The organism is Pedobacter sp. 22226, from assembly GCF_052045455.1.
In the GTDB taxonomy this organism is placed as follows: domain Bacteria; phylum Bacteroidota; class Bacteroidia; order Sphingobacteriales; family Sphingobacteriaceae; genus Pedobacter; species Pedobacter jeongneungensis.
Map to the genome: position 1 here is coordinate 276,606 of NZ_JBQEPB010000001.1, position 17,114 is coordinate 293,719.

Sequence of the window (17,114 nt, forward strand, 5' to 3'; positions counted from 1 at the left end):
ATACGTCATCCTGAATTTATTTCAGGATCTTTATACGGTCGTCATTTCGAGCGGAGTGCAACGCAATCGGGAAATCTGTCAAGATAGATATCTCTCCTGAATATTCGGGACTGTGCTTCATTTGAGATGACGACTTTTTGATTTAAGACTATAGACTTCGGACTCCGGACTATAGACTTCGGACTCCGGACTGAAGACTTCCAACTCCAAACTATTTCCATCATCAAAAAATAAACGTAATTTTATAATCATAAAAAATCAAAACAATTTAAGTTAAAAAACATTTTACAACAATGCATTTTCCCCAAAATAACTTATTATTACCCCCATATTTACGTTCATGAACTATAAACAATTGCAGGAAGATGTAAAAGAGCACGTTAGCGATTACTTCCATACCCATAACGATCCGCGGTTGGTTTATCATAATTTTGAGCATACCCAGGAAGTTGTAAACGCGGCTCAGCAGATCGCCAATCACTATCAGCTTAACGAGCAGGATTTTTTTACCGTTACCGTTGCAGCCTATTTTCATGATACCGGCTATTTTGAAGATGCCTTAAACCACGAAGCAAAAGGGGCCGAACTGGCCGATGATTTTTTAGCCAAACATAAGGTACACCAGGAAGTACGCGATAGCGTGAAAAGCGCTATTTTAGCAACTAAAATTCCACAGCAACCTAAAAACGAAATCGATAAAATCATCTGTGATGCCGACCTTTTTCACTTAGGCCTGCCCGATTTCCGTGCTAAAGGAAAACTGATGCACAAGGAAAACGAACTGATTTATAAAAAAGACATCAGTAAACTCGAATGGCGCAAAAAAGATATCCAGTTTATGGAGTCGCACCATTACCATACCGATTATGCCAATTTGTTGTTGAGCGATCAGAAACAGAAAAACATCGAAAAACTGAAAAGTAAGCTCACCTCGCAGGAAGAAATCAGTACCGAACTCGAAGAACCTAAAAACTTTGCGCCGGTAATTATTAAAGACAAAAAGAAAAAGGATAAAGACGACAGGCCTGATAAAGGTATCGAAACCATGTTCAGGATTACTTCGGCCAATAACCAGCGCCTGAGCGATATGGCCGATAATAAAGCACATATCCTCATTACCGTAAACTCCATCATGCTTTCGTTGATCGTGAGTTTATTGTTAAGGCGTTTAGAAGATCACGGCAACCTGATTATTCCGACTTTTATTTTATTGATGGTCAGTTTAACCTGTGTGGTGGTTTCCATTTTATCCACCCGTCCATCTATTCCAAAAGGAGAATTTACCCAGGAAGATATGGACAAGAAAAAAGTAAACCTGTTGTTTTTTGGTAACTTTTATAAAATGAGCCTGCCAAGTTATACCGAAGGCATGATTAAGGTAATGAACGATAAAGATTTTTTATACGGAACACTTATTACCGATGTGTACTCGCAAGGGGTGGTGTTGGGCCGCAAATATAAACTGATCCGCCTGGCTTATAATATCTTCATGTTTGGCTTAATTGCAGCAGTATTGGCATTTGTAATTGCATACGCAGCGTACGGAAAACTTTAATGGAAACAACAACCAAAACCGCTTTTTTCAACAGGGATTTAAGCTGGCTAAAATTTAACGAGCGTATTTTAATGGAAGCCGAACGTAAAACCGTTCCGCTTTTAGAAAGGATCAGGTTTTTATCTATATTTTCTTCCAACCTCGATGAATTTTACCGCGTGAGGATGCCTGTGCTGCTTGCCCTTGAAAAACTGAGCAATAAAGAAGATAACGACATCAAAATCGACGATAATTTATTGAATACCGCCAATCAGCTTATTTCTGATCAGCAACAACGTTACGGTAAAGTACTCAAGTCGGATCTTATTCCCGGACTTAAAGAGAATAAAATCAATCTAATATATGGTGAACCATTTCCAACAGCAATCCGGAAAAGCGTTACCAGGTATTTTTTGAGTCAGGTGATGGCCTTTTTACAGCCCGTTCATATTAACCAGGATACCAATTTTTTTCCTTCCAATAACGAACTCTATTTTCTCATTACCTTAAAAAAGAACGAAGAAACCGAAACGATAATTCTAAATATTCCTTCCAGTCAGTTGCCGCGTTTTTATAAGGTAGAAGCAGGCGAAGAAACCTTCATTGTTTTTCTGGATGATATTATTCGTTTCCATCTGGACAGGATTTTCCCCGAAGGAGAAATTACCGGATGTTACAGTTTTAAAATTACAAGGGATGCCGAAATCGACCTGAAGGATGAATATTCTGGCAGTTTATCCGATCAGCTGGAGAAACAATTGCTGAAACGTGATTCAGGTTTGGCCACACGTTTTCTTCACCAGCCAGGCATACCGGCAAATGTTTTCGAACTGCTCAAAAAATTGTTCAATCTTAAAAAAGCCAACAGGATAGAGGGTGGGCAGTACCATAACCTGAAAGATTTTATGGGTTTTCCGGTTAATTCTCCAAAACTATCCAACCAAAACTGGCCAAAACTCTGCAATACCGACCTGATTGAGGGCTCCTTAACCGAGGCCATTTATAAAAACGACATCATTGTACATACCCCTTACCAAAGTTACGACAGTGTGCTGCGGTTTTTTAACGAAGCCGCTATTGATGAAGATGTACGTGAAATATATGTGACGCTTTACCGCGTGGCCAGCGATTCTAAAATTGTAAATGCACTCATCAGCGCGGCCAAAAACGGTAAAAAAGTAACTGTATTGGTAGAGCTTAAAGCTCGTTTTGATGAAGCCAACAACATCAAATGGGCTAAAAAAATGAAAGAGGTTGGCGTTGATATCATCTACAGTGTTACCGCTTTAAAAGTACATGCCAAAGTGGCCCTGGTTAAAAGAAAAACAGGCGACCGGATGCATTATTCGGGTTTATTTGCCACCGGAAACTTTAACGAAAGTACAGCTGCCTTTTATACCGATCATATTTTAATGACGGCCAATAAGGAAATGCTGCGTGAAGTGGAACTGCTTTTTATTTTCCTTGCCAAAAGGGTTAAACCAAGCGCTGCCGATCTGATTAATTTCAGGCATTTACTCGTGGCGCAGTTTAACCTGCAAACGCTTTTTCTGGAGCTGATTGACCGCGAAATTGAACATGCCAGACAAGGAAAACCTTCGGGCATTACCATTAAAATGAATAATCTTGAAGAAAAAGTACTGATCAATAAACTTTATGAAGCCTCGCAGGCCGGCGTAAAGATTGATATGATTGTAAGGAGCATCTGCCGCCTGATTCCGGGGGTAAAAGGCATGAGCGAAAACATCAAGGTTACCCGCATAGTTGATCGTTATTTAGAACATGGCCGCGTATTTATCTTTCATAACCTGGGTAAAAATGATGTGTATATGGGTTCTGCCGATTGGATGAACCGCAACATATACCGCAGGATCGAAGTTTGTTTTCCCATTTATAATGAGCAGATTAAACAGGAAATGATAGAAATGATTGAAATCCAGAAACAGGATAATGTTCAGGCCGTTTGTATAGATGAACACATGAATAATATTCCGGTTAAAACTGGCGGGGTTCTTGTTTCTTCCCAGCATGATATTTACGAGTTTTTGAAAAATAAATAAAGCGCCGTGGGCCGTAGTACGTGTCCACATGAACCACAGTGATCGTCATTTCGACTGAAGCGAAGCAAAATGGAGAATCTATCAAGCGATAACTAATCGTTCATAGATCTCTCCGCTACGGTCGAGATGACGGGTGAGTGGTTAAAAATAATAATAATAAACGCCGTGGTCCGTGTCTCCACGGACCACATACTTTTACCGATGGTCTGTGAGACACAGACCATGGACAGACAATTAAATTTTACCCTTATGAAATACAATAAAACTTTTCTTGCCTCCAGCTTTTTAATTGCCACTGCTTTTTTTAGTGTATCCTGTGTAAACGGTAACCGCGATGATAAAAAAGGCGATACAACCGAAGCAACCTCAACCAATGCAGCAGCAAAACCGGACTTCCCTTACGATCTGGCCAACCCCGTAAAATACAATATGCCGCATAATCTTTTCGAAATTTCGGGTATTGTATTTCATAACGGCGATCCCAAAGAAGTATTTGCCATTCAGGATGAAGATGGAGACCTTTTCCATTTAGGCCTGGGCGATAAAGAATCAAAGTTTACTAAATTTGGCGGCAAAGGCGATTATGAAGATGTTACCATTATCAAAAATTATTTCATTGTATTAAAAAGCAATGGCGAACTGCATACTTTCCCCATTTCGGAACTGAGCAAGCCAGAAGCTACCAATGTAACCAAAACCAAAGATCTTGTACCTAAAGCGGAGTATGAAGGATTGGCTGCTGATGAAAAAAATAACATGATTTATGTGTTAACAAAGGATAGTAAACCCGATTCTAAAGCCAAAGCATCCAGCATTTATGGCTTTAAAGTGGGCGATGATGGATCGTTAACCGCTGCCGGAGAATTTAGCCTTTCGCACAAAGCAATCGAAAAAGCATCAGGAAGCTCAAAATCAAGGTTCCGTCCTTCAGCATTGGCTAAAAACCCAAAAACCAACGAGTGGTATGTACTTTCATCCGTAAATAAACTGCTGGTGATTACCGATGCTGATTTTAAAGTTAAAGCTACTCAGGCATTAGATCCGGGCTTATTTAACCAGCCCGAAGGCATTGCATTTGATCGTGATAATAACCTGTACATCTCTAACGAAGGCGGAACCCTGGCCGCCGGTAATATTTTGTTGTTTAAAGTTAAGAAATAAGGTTTGGTGTTCTTGAATGTTCGTCATCTTGTAGATAAACCGTCATCTCGACTGAAGCGTAGCGAAATGCCTGCCCGTACAGGCGGGGAGAGATCTATCTCGAGGTAGATTTAGCTTCGCTGAGCCTTCGGGTTCTCGGCTGCGTTATACTCCGCTCGAAATTACGGTAACCAGAGAGGAGTGATAACTTAACGTTATGCTTGGAAAACAAAATAATTTAAAATAACTATCTTTATACAAATGCTACACTATGATTAAAAGATTTACCCTTTTTACCATCTTATTTTTAATCAATTACATTGCCTTTGCGCAGGATGATGTAAAATACCGAGTAATTCTTTTTGGTGATGCAGGCGAAATGAACCCTGCCCAAATGCAGGATTTAAAAAATGCGGCAAAACAGATCCTCCCCAAAAAAACAACCGTAGTTTACCTCGGCGATAACATTTACCCTACCGGAATGGGCCTGCCGGGAAGTTTAGAAGAAGAAGAAACAAAAAAAATATTGCGTTCGCAGTTCGAACCGATGCGTAAAATGGGCGCTGCGGTTTACTTTGTTCCTGGCAACCACGACTGGGATAAATCCGGACCAAAAGGACTGGCAAAAATCAAAGCGCAGGATGATTACCTGAAAGCACAAAACGATCCGTTATTAAAACTGATTCCCGAAAACGGCTGTCCCGATCCTGTAGCTATAAAACTAACCGATAAACTAACCATTATTGCCTACGATAGCGAATGGTGGTTGTTTCCGTATAACAAAGCTAATCCAAATGGCGAATGCGATTGCCGTACCAAGGATGAGGTTTTGGTGAGGATGGAACAGTTGCTCGAAGAAAATAAAGATAAAGTAATCCTTCTCGCTTCGCACCATCCATTTCAGAGTTATGGCCCGCATGGGGGTTATTTCAATTTAAGAAACCACCTTTTTCCATTAACCTCGTTAAATAAAAACCTCTACATTCCTTTACCGGTTTTGGGTTCCGTTTATCCTTTGCTTCGTTCCACTTTGTTAAGCCCTGAAGATTTAAATCACCCGGCTTATAAAGATATGATCAAATCCGTAACAGGTGTATTTGGCGATTATCCAAATGTAACTTACGTTGCCGGCCATGAGCATGGGCTGCAGTTAATCAAAGGAAAACAATTGCAGATCATCAGCGGTTCAGGATCAAAAGTGTCGCCTAATAAAGAAGGTAAAACCTCTCTTTTCCACGAAATGCAGCAAGGGTATGTTGTGGCCGATCAGTTGAAAAATAACGACATGCGCTACGAATATTATATCTATTCAGATACCAGTGTTAAACGCGTTTACAGTTACATTAAAAAGTTCGAAACCATTCCCCAAAAAGTGCGCAACAGGGATAAACCGATTACCGCAGATAGCATTTTTGTGCGCATCAAGCCAGAATATGATAGTGTTGGCCGTTTCCACCGGTACGTTTTTGGCGAAAATTACCGTAAAGAATATGCTGGAAAAACAAAGGTTCCTGTGCTGCGGGTTTCCCAGATGATGGGTGGTTTAAAAGCTACCCAACGTGGTGGAGGCAATCAATCGCGTTCATTGCGTTTAGAAGATAAAAACGGTAAAGAATATGTATTGCGCAGCGTAGAAAAATACCCTGAAGTGCTATTACCTGCTGCCTTACGCGAAACTTTTGCCAAAGATGTAATTAAAGATAACATGTCGGCACAGCACCCCTTTTCGGCGCTTGTGGTGCCTGAGCTGGCCAAAGCAGGAGGCATTGCACACAGCAATCCGGTTATCGGCTGGGTTTCTCCCGATGATAATTTAGGGGAGTTTGAACCCGCTTTTGCCAATACTCTATGTTTATTCGAAGAGCGTGAACCAACCGGAGAATCAGATAGTTCTCCCAAAATGGATAAAAAGCTCACTGACGATAACGACAATAAACTGGATGGCCCGGCCTGGGTAAGGGCAAGGGCATTTGATGTATTATTAGGCGATTGGGACAGGCACGAAGACCAATGGCGGTGGAAAGAAACCAAAACCAAAGATGGTTCCGTTTATTCGCCGGTTCCGAGAGACCGCGACCAGGTATTTTTTAGGTCGGATGGCTTTTTACAACGTTACACACAGTCATCTTCCTTATTACCGATGATGCAGGGCTACGAACGTGGCATCCAGAACATCAATTGGTTTTTATGGGAAGGCAGGGAAATCAGCAGCCGCTGGACTGCCAATATTGATGAAAAAGAATTTGATCAGATTGTAAAAGATTTCTGTGCAAATTATAACGATGCCGTTTTCGAAAAAGCATTGAAAAAATTGCCTGAGCCAAGTTATTCCTTACATCATGATGCCTTTCTGGCACAAATGCGCAACAGGATTGCCACTTTGCCAAAACTGATGAACCAGTATTATCACTTCTTTAACCGCGTTGTGGATATCGAGGTAACCAATAAAAATGAACTGATTCGGATTACTGATGCAGATGATAACGGTTTAAGGGTGAAAATTAATAAAATCTCCAAAGAAGGAAATATCAAAGATGAACTCTTCGACAGGAAATTTAATCCGAAAGTAACCAGAGAAATCAGGGTGTACATGCACAACGGAAACGATAGCCTGATCCTGAACAATAAAAATTCTAACATCAAAATCAGAATCATAGGTGGCAAAGGCAATAAAGTTTACGATTTCGCCAACAGCAACAGCTTGGTAAGGTTATACGGAAGAAAAGATAAAGCCACCTACAACGGTGATGATGCAGATAAAATCAGAAAAATAATCTCTAACGATACTTCGAACTTCAGTTATATCCCAAAAGATATGTATCGCCGCAATTCGTGGTTGCTAAATGCCGGTTACAATCAGGATGATGGGGTATTACTGGGCTTAATCTACAAACAAACCAATCCGGGTTTCAGGAAACAGCCTTATGGCAATTCGCAAACCGTTTCTTTCCTCCATTCCTTTTCTACAAGAGCTTTTAGGTTCAACTATAAAGGCGAATGGTTAAAAGCTTTGGGTAAAGGCGATATTGTGGTAAAAGCCGATGCTTTTGCACCAAACAATACCCAGAATTTCTTTGGTTTGGGCAATGAAACCCATTTTGATGAGCATGGCGATGACATCAGATATTACCGTGCACGTTATAACCTCTATCAGGTTGATGCTGCCATCAGGTGGCGCAGGCCAAAATCTACTTTAAGCATTGGTCCGTCATATCAATATTATAAATACAATAAAGAAGATAACGACGGACGTTTTATCGAAAATCCATCACTGTTACATTCGGCTGATTCATTAACTGTCCGCAACGAAAAGATGTTTGCAGGCGCATTTGTTAATTTTACCAACAATACCCGTGATAACGACCTGTTACCAACGCTGGGAAGTTATGTTGATTTTAAGTTGCTGGGTTATAAAGGTGTAAATCAATATTCTAATTCTTACGGGCAGTTTACAGCCAGCATTGCCTTGTATAAAAATCTTGATGGCAGAAAAAACTTCATTTTGGCAGATCGTTTTGGCGGTGGGGTAACCGTTGGTAAACCCGCTTTTTATCAGGCACTTTACCTGGGCGGGCAAGGCAATTTACTTGGTTACCGCCAGTTTAGGTTTGCCGGAGAACACATGTTTCACAACAACTTAGAGCTTAGGGCAAAGCTCGGCGACCTGGTAAGTTACGTTTTACCCGGACAAATTGGCTTACTGGGTTTTTATGATGTTGGCAGGGTATGGAAACGTGACGAAGCATCAACAATATGGCATCACGGCGTAGGAGGGGGCGTTTATTTCGCTCCGGCATCACTCACGGTTGTGCGATTTGTAATGGGGCATTCTTCAGATGGCTGGTATCCATACGTTTCGCTTAATTTTAGGTACTAAATTTGTGTAACATATTTATAGATGTAATATCCAACTATTACGTTCAGCAGACGAACATTGCTTTAACGAGTGTGTATCTTTGCAAAGAATTAGTAATTAAACAGATAACTATAATTTTTACACTATAGCAAAACTTATACAATGAATACCAATGTAATACAGATACACAAAAACGAATGTATTCATTGCCAGGTAGAATCTTCTCTGTCTTTCCGACCCCTTGTGGAGTATCTAAAAGGCAGGTTGAAAACAGAAAAATCGGTAAAATCAGAGTTTTACAGGTTTTTACTTCAAAAAATTGAAAAAGACGATGTGCTGCTTGGCAACATCAGTGCCGAAGAATTATCTAAATATAAAGATACCTTAGAATTAATTTTTACAATTCTAACCCCTTTAATGGATAACGAAGATGATTTGTTTTGGGCGTTAAGTACCCCGATTCCGGATCAGATTTTCTTTAGTACCAATGCATTCTACAGATTTTTTAAGGATCATGATCCTAAAAATAAGGTAACAAAAGATAACGAACCGGTTGAGAAAAAACAGCTTAAGTTTATCTATAATGTTATTTTAGGCCGTTTTTATAATTTTACCCCGGTACTGAAAAACGAGATCATTTATGCCCATATCAACCCCGAAACTAAACTTACGCAATACTACAATATCCAAACGGATACTAAATTTGTAGATATTCTGCATAAGGGCGATCTGCCTGAACTTAATTTCGAAGAACTGGGCAGGCATTTTCAGGGCGAAACCGAACTGGAATATTTGGTGGAGCATTTGCCATTGAATAATTTTCATTTCGAGGGCTTTAGCATTATTTCCATTACAGATGTAACGCTGCAACATGCTATCGATGGAATCCGTGATGCTTTGGTTGATCACAATTACCAGACTGAGGCTTATAAACACGTAATACATGCTTTAAAAACACTGAGCGGCAATGGAAAAGTTGAATTTGGTTTAATGCCTTTTTTAACCGTGAACAACAAACTGGTTTTTGATAATCAGGAGTTTTCGCAAAGCATGTTAATCAATTCAGCAAAATCATCCAATCTTGAAGAGGAAGTTTTTTATTCGCTGGTAGAAAAATACAAAGAAAACCCGCGGGCAATTTTTGTAAGTGCCATTAACGACGATCAGATTACCAAAGATCCGTTTTTAAGGGTTTTAAAAGCGGCTGGCGTTTGTTCTTATTCGGTGTTGCCAATTTATTACAATAACCAGTTGGCTGGTGTTTTAGAGGTTTATTCAGAAGAGGAAGTGTTGGTTGATGATAAACTGTTGTCGAGGTTACGTCCGGCTATGCCTTTAATTGGTCAGCTTTTCCAATACAGTATCGAAGAGTTTGATGCCAAAATGGATGAGGTTTTGATGGATAAATTTACCGCTTTGCAACCTTCAGTTCAATGGAAGTTTAACGAAGCCGTTTGGCATTTTCTTCAGAACAACGGAAACCAGAAACTAAAGGAAATTGAAACAATTACCTTTAAACACATGTACCCGTTGTTTGGTGCCATTGATATCCGTAATTCAACTATAGAGCGTAATAAGGCTTTAAAGGATGATATGGAGGTGCAGTTAAACAGCCTGATTAACACTTTGAAATCTATCCGTAAGCATGTTTCTTTAGAGCTTACCGATAAATTGTTGTTCAACTGTAAGGATTGGATCAAACAGATCGGAAATTTTGCTTCTTCAAACGAAGAAAACAAGCTGAACGAGTTTTTAGAGATGGAGGTTTATCCGTTTTTATCGATTATAAAAGGGAACTATCCGGCAACTGCAGAATTTGTAGACCGCTATTTTGAGGTAATTGTGCCTCAAACAGGTGCTGCCTTTGCCAACCGCAGGCAGCTGGAGGTTTCCATGCAGTTAATCAATACTGAAGTGAGCCAGTACCTCGAAAAATCGCAGGCAAATTTACAGGCTTCATATCCTTGTTATTTTGCTAAATTCAGGACGGATGGTGTAGAATACGACATTTACATTGGTCAGGAAATTGCACCTGATAAACCTTTTGATCTGTTGTATTTAAAAAATATCCGTTTGTGGCAGTTAACTTCCATGGTCGATATTGCACGTTTATCAAAAGGATTAATCAGCGAAATGCCGCGTTCATTGGAAACCACTCAGTTGATTTTCATTCACTCAAACGCGATCGATATCAGCTTTAGGAATGATGAACGCCGTTTTGATGTAGAAGGTGCCTATAACATCCGTTACGAGGTGGTGAAAAAACGTATCGATAAAGTATTAATTAAAGGTACAACTGAACGTTTAACACAGCCCCATAAAATTGCCATGGTGTATTTCAATCCTGAAGAAGCCAAAGAATATATGGAGTACATCAAGTACATGCAGGTGCAGGGGTATTTAAACGACGATTTAGAGCAACTGGAACTGGATGAACTGCAAGGTGTTTCTGGTTTGAAAGCTTTAAGGGTAGGTGTAAAATACTTAGAGAATAAAACAACTGCCAAAACTGATGTTGCAAAAAAGCTGAAACCAAAAGAGCTGAAATCTATCGAGAAAGAGATCGCTAAGGTGCTGCAAAGATAATGATCGTTTTGTTATAAAGACCCTGAAATAAATTCAGGGTGTCTTCACTAAATTAAATCCTTTGGTTAATGCCAAAGGATTTTTTTTACCTATAAAGAAAAGAAAGAAATGGCAAAAAGCTAATCCATGTGTTCCGTGTCTCTTTAGCAGTTATTCAATCAAGCTTTGTTAAGCAATTAAATTGACGGTAAAAACGTCATTCTGAACGCAGTGAAGAATCCGAAAGCGATGAAATACAGGGCCCAATTGTACAGATCAAGATTCTTCGTTACACTAATCATAACAAACGTAAAAAAGCCTTCTCAGCAATAACAAACTTGTTGCTCGTGCCTACTAATAAACATTTATCATTCCATCATCCATCTTACATTTTTCCATCATCCATTAAAAAAAAAGCTTTCTGACCTAAATCAGAAAGCCTTTTTTGTTTCTTCTGTGTGTTTATGTTTAATTGATTGCTGCGATTTCTTTTTCAATTGCAACCGTTTCTATTGAACTGATATTGGTTTTCAAAGCTGCAAACCTGTCGATTGTTAATTTTTGAGAGTTACCCATCACCAAAGTGTGGTTATCAGTAGATCCGCTTAATTTTAAATCAGCTTCATCAGCAATTACGGTGTATAAACCTTCGGTGTTCGTATTAATTTCGGCATGGGCATTTCCTTTTAAAAAGATCTGAAGGTATTTTGTACTTAATTTTCCTTCTGTTTTAACAATTGCATTTTCTGAAGCTTCAATTCTGTAGATATCGCTTACATAAACGGTCAATTTGGTTTTCTCAATGCTGGTAGAGGTAATTTTTAAATTGTCACCATCCTGCATAATTTTTGCTGTTCCGGTATTATCATCAGTGTAAGAAACACCAGCTACATTTCTCTGAACGATGGTAAGTTCTACATTTCCCTTTACAGAAATTCTTTTAAAAGCCGCTATTTTAGAAATTTTTACAGGCTCTTTTTCGGTTGCCGATACACTTGTTGTAAATACAGCCGAAGATAAAACGATTGCTGTTAAAGATGTTGCGATTAGGGTTTTGATTGAGGTTTTCATAATATTTTTATTTAAAAATTAAATGTTAATTAATTGTTATTTAAATGTTTAAGTCTTTTTGTTTATGTTTTGTAGATAAGACGCCGGTAACAGGAAAACGTTGCAGCACATTTAACCCTTTTATACAATCAACAGGTAATACTCGACCAACAGGCTTTAATTCAAGACGAAACCCTGCAACATTTACATTTGAATTGTAAAATATTTTAAGAACCGTTATTCGGTTATTCTTTTTATTTATCTTTAAAGAGATTTTAGTCTGCTTATTTATGAAGAAAAAGGTTGTACTTGTTCAGGATAATAAAGATATCTTAGATATTATGGACCAGGTATTGGAAGAGGAAGGTTTCGATGTTACCGCATCGTTAAGTACTGAACCTATTGAGAAGATAGATGAAATTGAACCTGATGTAGTAATTGTAGATGATCACATCAAAGGGAAAAAGAAAGGATCAGAAGTGATTAAAGAACTTAAATCTGATCCCGAAACGGAAGATGTATCGGCCGTATTAACTTCCACATCAAATAACTTACCTCAGCAGGCAGAAGACTGCAAAGCAGATGATTACATCGAAAAACCGTTTGACATTGATCATATGGTTGAAGTGGTGAAGAAAAACGCTTAATATCAGGCAAATAATTTATTTCCTGGAAGGACGGATTTCATTCGTCATTTCCGCGAAGTCAGGAATCTTAATGTAATAAGTTTAAGATTATCAATCAACCCGATACCTATCGGGTTAGGAGTGACGATTTCCCGCAGACTATTAAATTCAATAAAATCCAGTCTTTATATTTACTCCATACCAACATGAGGCTTAAACGTATCCGTTTTAACTGTTGCTTTTAACTCATGCAAAATGGTGTACAAGCCAAAATTGGTGCGGTTAACGTAAATAAAATGTTTTACCCCGCGTGCCTGCTTAAATTCTGGCATTTTCGAAATTTTTTCGCCATACATATATAATTGCTCAAAAAAATCCGGCTTGCTAAAATCAAATGTTGAACTGGTATAAGGCTTTGCAAACAAACTGATCATTTCACGGTACGATTTATAATAAAACTCAATCTGTTCAGGCGAATCATCTGCGTGGATCATATCCAGTTTTCTAAACGCATCAATTGTTTTATTTTTATCGTTGATCACATCGGTTGAGATCAGGGAGAAAAACGGGTGATAAAAATCATCCGGCAATTCTTTAATACAACCAAAATCTATCACACCCAGGTTTTCATCCGGCGTAATCATAAAATTGCCCGGATGCGGGTCAGCATGAACCGCCCTTAATTCATGTTGCTGGAAATTGTAAAAATCCCACAAAGCCTGACCGATTTTATTTCTTAATTCCTGCGAAGGATTGGTTTGCAAAAATTCCTTTAAATGTAACCCCTCAATCCAGTCCATGGTAATAATTCGTTTTCCGGATAACTCGGGATAATATTTCGGAAATACCACATGCGAAAGGTTTTTACAGGCTTCAGAAAATTCGACCGAACGCCTTACTTCCAGCTCATAATCAGTTTCTTCCAGTAAACGTTCTTCAACTTCTTTAATATAAATGCTCAGTTCCCTTTCCGACATGCCCAACAAACGAAAGGCAAAGGGTTTAACAAGCTTTAAATCAGATGAAATGCTGTCTCCCACACCTGGATATTGAATTTTAACAGCAAGTTTTTTGCCGTTAAGCGTGGCCTGATGCACCTGGCCAATTGAAGCTGCATTACTTGATGTAAGGTTAAAATTGTCGTAAATCTGCTCAGGCGTTTTGCCGAAGTTTTTGGTAAACGTGCGTACAATCAGCGGACCCGAAAGGGGTGGGGCGTTGTACTGCGACTGGGTAAATTTATCTACATAAGATTTTGGCAGGATATTTTTATCCATACTCAGCATCTGTGCAATTTTTAAGGCGCTGCCTTTTAATTCGCTCAACGATTTATAGATATCTGTCGCATTATCCTCGTTGAGCTGTTCGCGGTCCATTTCAGGATTAAACAGCTTTTTAGAATAATGTTTAATGTAATTGCCCCCGATCTGGATACCGGTTTTTACAAACTTAGCCGAACGTTCTACCTTGGTTGTCGGAATACTTTTTTGTGTCTTCATCTATGCTTAAAACCTCATCTTATCTGCAAACTTCCCGTTCCTTGATAAAAACTTCCCGTATTCCAGCAAATTATCGATTGGCGAGTGCTGAAAAAGATCAAAAGTAACGTTAATGCCTTTTTCAATCGCTTCGTCGCTTTTTTCAAAACCTTCACTGTCATCATTAATCCAGAAGTTAACAATAAAGGCAAACTGGATCCATAAGGCATCTTTGTATCTTTTAGTCAAAAAACGGCGCTCAGCAAGTTCCCCACTATCCAAACCTTCATCTATAATTTCCTGTGCAAAGTTTTCGAAAATCGGTTTTACCCCAGCCAGTACATCGGGTGTAGAAAATTTTCCACGGTGGTTTTTTAAACTATAAATCACAAAACTGCGTTCATTTTTCAGGTTTTCGAGGTAGCTGTAAAAGAAAGAAAGCATTTTCTCTCTCGCCGTGTACTGAAGCCAAACTTCCTGTTCTTTTATTTTGCTGATCGTTTCGAAAGTAAGTTCAAACCAGATGGTTTTTTCTATGCTTTCGAAAGAAGAAAAAAACTGATAAAAATCCGCCTCGGTAATTTTAAGTTTTTTAACAAAAACATAAACCGATTTAGGTTTTTCATTGTTGGTTAAAACATAGTCTAAATATGCTGTTCTAATTTGTTGAGCGGTTGCCATATAGCTGTTTTTTACAAGTATAACGTTTAATTTATTTGCTTGTTTTCATGCCTGCACTTTTGTCGATCATAAAAATGTAATAATAGCTTTCAAAATATTTGAAAGTTGGTTTTTAGCTATTTTATTTAGTTTTTATAACATATAAATGTTGATAATTAATTTAGTTAAAGCTAAAATTATTAGTATTTTTGTTGCTGATTATTCCCTGACTAAGCAAGATAATATGATCCAGTTAAATGATTTTTTATACGGTAAAATGGAATTGCCTGATGTTTTTTCTGATCTGTTAAATACTGATGCTTTAAAAAGGCTGGCGGGTGTACATCAAAGTGGTGCGATATTTTTGGTAAATCCTGATATTTCCCATTCCCGCCTGGAACACGCCATTGGCGTAACCATGCTGATCAGGATGCTGGGTGGCCCGGAGCTTGAGCAGATTGCCGGTTTATTACACGATATTTCGCATACGGCATTTTCGCATGTGGGCGATTATGTTTTTGGTAACACGGATGAAGATTATCATGAAAAGGTTTTTGCGGAGATTTTATGTAAATCTGAAATTCCGGATGTTTTATTGAAATATGGGTACGATATTAACCAGATTCTTTATGGAAGCTTTGATATTCTGGAGCAGCCTTTACCTGCGCTATGTGCCGATCGTTTAGATTATACCTTGCGTGATGGTGTTCATGGTGGCATTATTTCGCGCCAGCGGGCACGAGAGTTTTTGACTGCCGTAGTTTTAAAAGATGGAAAAATTGCGGTGAACAATGAAGCTGAGGTAGCATGGATTAACGAAGCTTTCGAAAAGTTGAACAACGAAGTGTTTAAGTTGCCACTCCATCTGTATGCCAACGGGAAAATAGCAGAGCTGATTAAGAAATTTTTGGATAAGGGCTTACTGGTTGAAAGTGATATGTTTAAAACAGATACCATGTTATTGAACAAAATCAGAACAACTTACGAAGGTTACGAAGCCATTAAATCGATAAAACAATTAAAAGGTTTTGCAGAATTTATGCGCCATGGTGCAGTACCAAAGATTAAAACTAGAAAGTTGAATGCGCTGTTGGTATAGTGATGGGCGTTCGGCGAATGGCGTAAAGCGGTTAGCGTTAAAATTGGCGTAAGGTAAATTTGTTCTAAATGCGTTTTGTCATCCTGATTGGAGTCGAAGGATCATGGCTGGAATAATGCCTGAATTTATCGTCATTTCGAGCGGAGTGTAACGCTGCCGAGAACCCGAAGGCTCAGCGAAGCTAAATCTTTCTCAAGATAGTTCTCTCCCCGCCTGTACGGGCATGCATTCCACTGCGTTTCAGTCGAGATGACAGCATCACTAACAATTAATGATAATCAGTTCACAGTTGGCAATTTGCAGTTAACAATTTAACAATCCAGCAATTAAACAATTCTACCTAATCAACCATTAAACAATTAACCCAATGACCAATGAACAAATGACTAATAAACCAATGAACTATTCTACCTATATTGTACAAAATTTATTAGTATGTCTGCAATAGAAATTATTTTGATCGGAGTGGTAATCCTGTTGATTTTTGGTGGTAAAAAACTACCTGAGTTAATGAGGGGGATAGGAAAGAGCGTTAAGGAATTTAAAGATGCCAAAAACGAACCGCCAGTTAAATAAATAAGATTTGTAAAACATTTGCTTACCGGCGCTGTTTTTATTCAAAATAACCTCAAATGGAAAATCAAAAACAAGACCAGGCCAAATCGAAATCTGATTTCACAGAAGAAAATACGAAAAATCCTGAGAAAGGATTAAACAACTGGAATGATCGTTTGGATGAAAACCTGGAGCCTGAAGATCATAATAATATTACTGCCGACGAAAGAGCAAAAGATTTTTCTGAAAAATACGGAAGCGGCGATCAGTCTGACGAAAGCAACAACTGAATATTTATTATGTAAGGGCTTGATTTTTAACTGTTAACGGCTCTTGTTTAATAAGAGTAATGTTGAGCTCCTCAATATTTTACACCAGCTTCCGGGGTTTTTTACACGAAACGTGATTTTCTTCCCTAAAAAATGTTAATTTTTTTCCATGTGATTTGATTAATAGTATATTGCATATCTATATCAAATAAACATGTATAA

General features: G+C 38.6%; 12 protein-coding genes. 9 read left to right on the top strand and 3 right to left on the bottom strand.

Going from position 1 to position 17,114, the window contains the following annotated elements; translation table 11 throughout:
- Positions 1 to 340 precede the first annotated feature (340 nt).
- The 5 genes from ACTJKC_RS01180 (at position 341) to ACTJKC_RS01200 (ending at position 11,176) form a co-directional block, all read left to right on the top strand.
- Positions 341 to 1,555 carry a Pycsar system effector family protein gene (locus ACTJKC_RS01180; RefSeq protein ID WP_440789533.1) on the top strand — a complete coding sequence of 405 codons (1,215 nt, stop codon included), beginning with the start codon at positions 341 to 343 and terminating at the stop codon, positions 1,553 to 1,555.
- Positions 1,555 to 3,594 carry a polyphosphate kinase 1 gene (gene ppk1, locus ACTJKC_RS01185; protein ID WP_440789535.1) on the top strand — a complete coding sequence of 680 codons (2,040 nt, stop codon included), beginning with the start codon at positions 1,555 to 1,557 and terminating at the stop codon, positions 3,592 to 3,594. Before ACTJKC_RS01180 ends, ppk1 begins: the two co-directional genes overlap by 1 nt.
- Before the next feature lie 249 nt (positions 3,595 to 3,843).
- Positions 3,844 to 4,755: an SdiA-regulated domain-containing protein gene (locus tag ACTJKC_RS01190; RefSeq protein WP_440789537.1), complete on the top strand. Its 912-nt coding sequence runs from the start codon at positions 3,844 to 3,846 to the stop codon at positions 4,753 to 4,755.
- Positions 4,756 to 5,005: 250 nt separating this feature from the next.
- Positions 5,006 to 8,611 carry a BamA/TamA family outer membrane protein gene (locus ACTJKC_RS01195; protein WP_440789539.1) on the top strand — a complete coding sequence of 1,202 codons (3,606 nt, stop codon included), beginning with the start codon at positions 5,006 to 5,008 and terminating at the stop codon, positions 8,609 to 8,611.
- A gap of 243 nt (positions 8,612 to 8,854) precedes the next feature.
- Positions 8,855 to 11,176, top strand: a complete 2,322-nt coding sequence (locus ACTJKC_RS01200; RefSeq protein ID WP_440789541.1) for a GAF domain-containing protein — start codon at positions 8,855 to 8,857, stop codon at positions 11,174 to 11,176.
- 447 nt (positions 11,177 to 11,623) lie between these two features.
- On the opposite strand, the gene ACTJKC_RS01205 is transcribed toward ACTJKC_RS01200, so the two are convergent.
- Positions 11,624 to 12,226 (bottom strand): GIN domain-containing protein, encoded by a 603-nt coding sequence (locus tag ACTJKC_RS01205; protein WP_440789543.1) that lies wholly within the window; start codon positions 12,224 to 12,226, stop codon positions 11,624 to 11,626.
- A 269-nt stretch (positions 12,227 to 12,495) separates the two neighbouring features.
- On the opposite strand from ACTJKC_RS01205, the gene ACTJKC_RS01210 reads away from it, so the two are divergent.
- Positions 12,496 to 12,852, top strand: coding sequence for a response regulator (locus ACTJKC_RS01210; protein ID WP_344850929.1), 357 nt, complete (start codon positions 12,496 to 12,498; stop codon positions 12,850 to 12,852).
- Positions 12,853 to 13,022: 170 nt separating this feature from the next.
- Here the strand turns inward: ACTJKC_RS01210 and ACTJKC_RS01215 are convergent, their stop codons facing one another.
- The gene (locus ACTJKC_RS01215) at positions 13,023 to 14,330 is read right to left on the bottom strand and encodes an ABC1 kinase family protein (protein ID WP_440789545.1); all 1,308 of its coding nucleotides are present in this window, start codon (positions 14,328 to 14,330) and stop codon (positions 13,023 to 13,025) included.
- A 6-nt stretch (positions 14,331 to 14,336) separates the two neighbouring features.
- Complete coding sequence (locus tag ACTJKC_RS01220; protein ID WP_440789547.1) at positions 14,337 to 14,990, bottom strand: TetR family transcriptional regulator C-terminal domain-containing protein; 654 nt, start codon at positions 14,988 to 14,990, stop codon at positions 14,337 to 14,339.
- Between the two features lie 145 nt (positions 14,991 to 15,135).
- Between ACTJKC_RS01220 and ACTJKC_RS01225 the strand changes: the two genes are divergently transcribed.
- The 3 genes from ACTJKC_RS01225 to ACTJKC_RS01235 all read left to right on the top strand — a co-directional run bounded on the left by ACTJKC_RS01225 (position 15,136) and on the right by ACTJKC_RS01235 (position 16,913).
- Positions 15,136 to 16,068, top strand: coding sequence for an HD domain-containing protein (locus ACTJKC_RS01225; protein WP_440789549.1), 933 nt, complete (start codon positions 15,136 to 15,138; stop codon positions 16,066 to 16,068).
- A 435-nt stretch (positions 16,069 to 16,503) separates the two neighbouring features.
- Entirely contained in the window at positions 16,504 to 16,644 is a 141-nt protein-coding gene (locus ACTJKC_RS01230; protein WP_084153034.1) for a Sec-independent protein translocase subunit TatA/TatB, read from the top strand.
- A 56-nt stretch (positions 16,645 to 16,700) separates the two neighbouring features.
- Positions 16,701 to 16,913: a hypothetical protein gene (locus ACTJKC_RS01235; RefSeq protein ID WP_344850933.1), complete on the top strand. Its 213-nt coding sequence runs from the start codon at positions 16,701 to 16,703 to the stop codon at positions 16,911 to 16,913.
- Positions 16,914 to 17,114 lie beyond the last annotated feature (201 nt).

Excerpts from the sequence above, each read along its gene's own strand:
- ACTJKC_RS01180 (WP_440789533.1), top strand. The coding sequence starts at position 341 with ATGAACTATAAACAATTGCAGGAAGATGTAAAAGAGCACGTTAGCGAT.
- ppk1 (WP_440789535.1), top strand. The coding sequence starts at position 1,555 with ATGGAAACAACAACCAAAACCGCTTTTTTCAACAGGGATTTAAGCTGG.
- ACTJKC_RS01190 (WP_440789537.1), top strand. The coding sequence starts at position 3,844 with ATGAAATACAATAAAACTTTTCTTGCCTCCAGCTTTTTAATTGCCACT.
- ACTJKC_RS01195 (WP_440789539.1), top strand. The coding sequence starts at position 5,006 with ATGATTAAAAGATTTACCCTTTTTACCATCTTATTTTTAATCAATTAC.
- ACTJKC_RS01205 (WP_440789543.1), bottom strand. The coding sequence starts at position 12,226 with ATGAAAACCTCAATCAAAACCCTAATCGCAACATCTTTAACAGCAATC.
- ACTJKC_RS01210 (WP_344850929.1), top strand. The coding sequence starts at position 12,496 with ATGAAGAAAAAGGTTGTACTTGTTCAGGATAATAAAGATATCTTAGAT.
- ACTJKC_RS01215 (WP_440789545.1), bottom strand. The coding sequence starts at position 14,330 with ATGAAGACACAAAAAAGTATTCCGACAACCAAGGTAGAACGTTCGGCT.
- ACTJKC_RS01220 (WP_440789547.1), bottom strand. The coding sequence starts at position 14,990 with ATGGCAACCGCTCAACAAATTAGAACAGCATATTTAGACTATGTTTTA.
- ACTJKC_RS01225 (WP_440789549.1), top strand. The coding sequence starts at position 15,136 with ATGTTGATAATTAATTTAGTTAAAGCTAAAATTATTAGTATTTTTGTT.
- ACTJKC_RS01230 (WP_084153034.1), top strand. The coding sequence starts at position 16,504 with ATGTCTGCAATAGAAATTATTTTGATCGGAGTGGTAATCCTGTTGATT.
- ACTJKC_RS01235 (WP_344850933.1), top strand. The coding sequence starts at position 16,701 with ATGGAAAATCAAAAACAAGACCAGGCCAAATCGAAATCTGATTTCACA.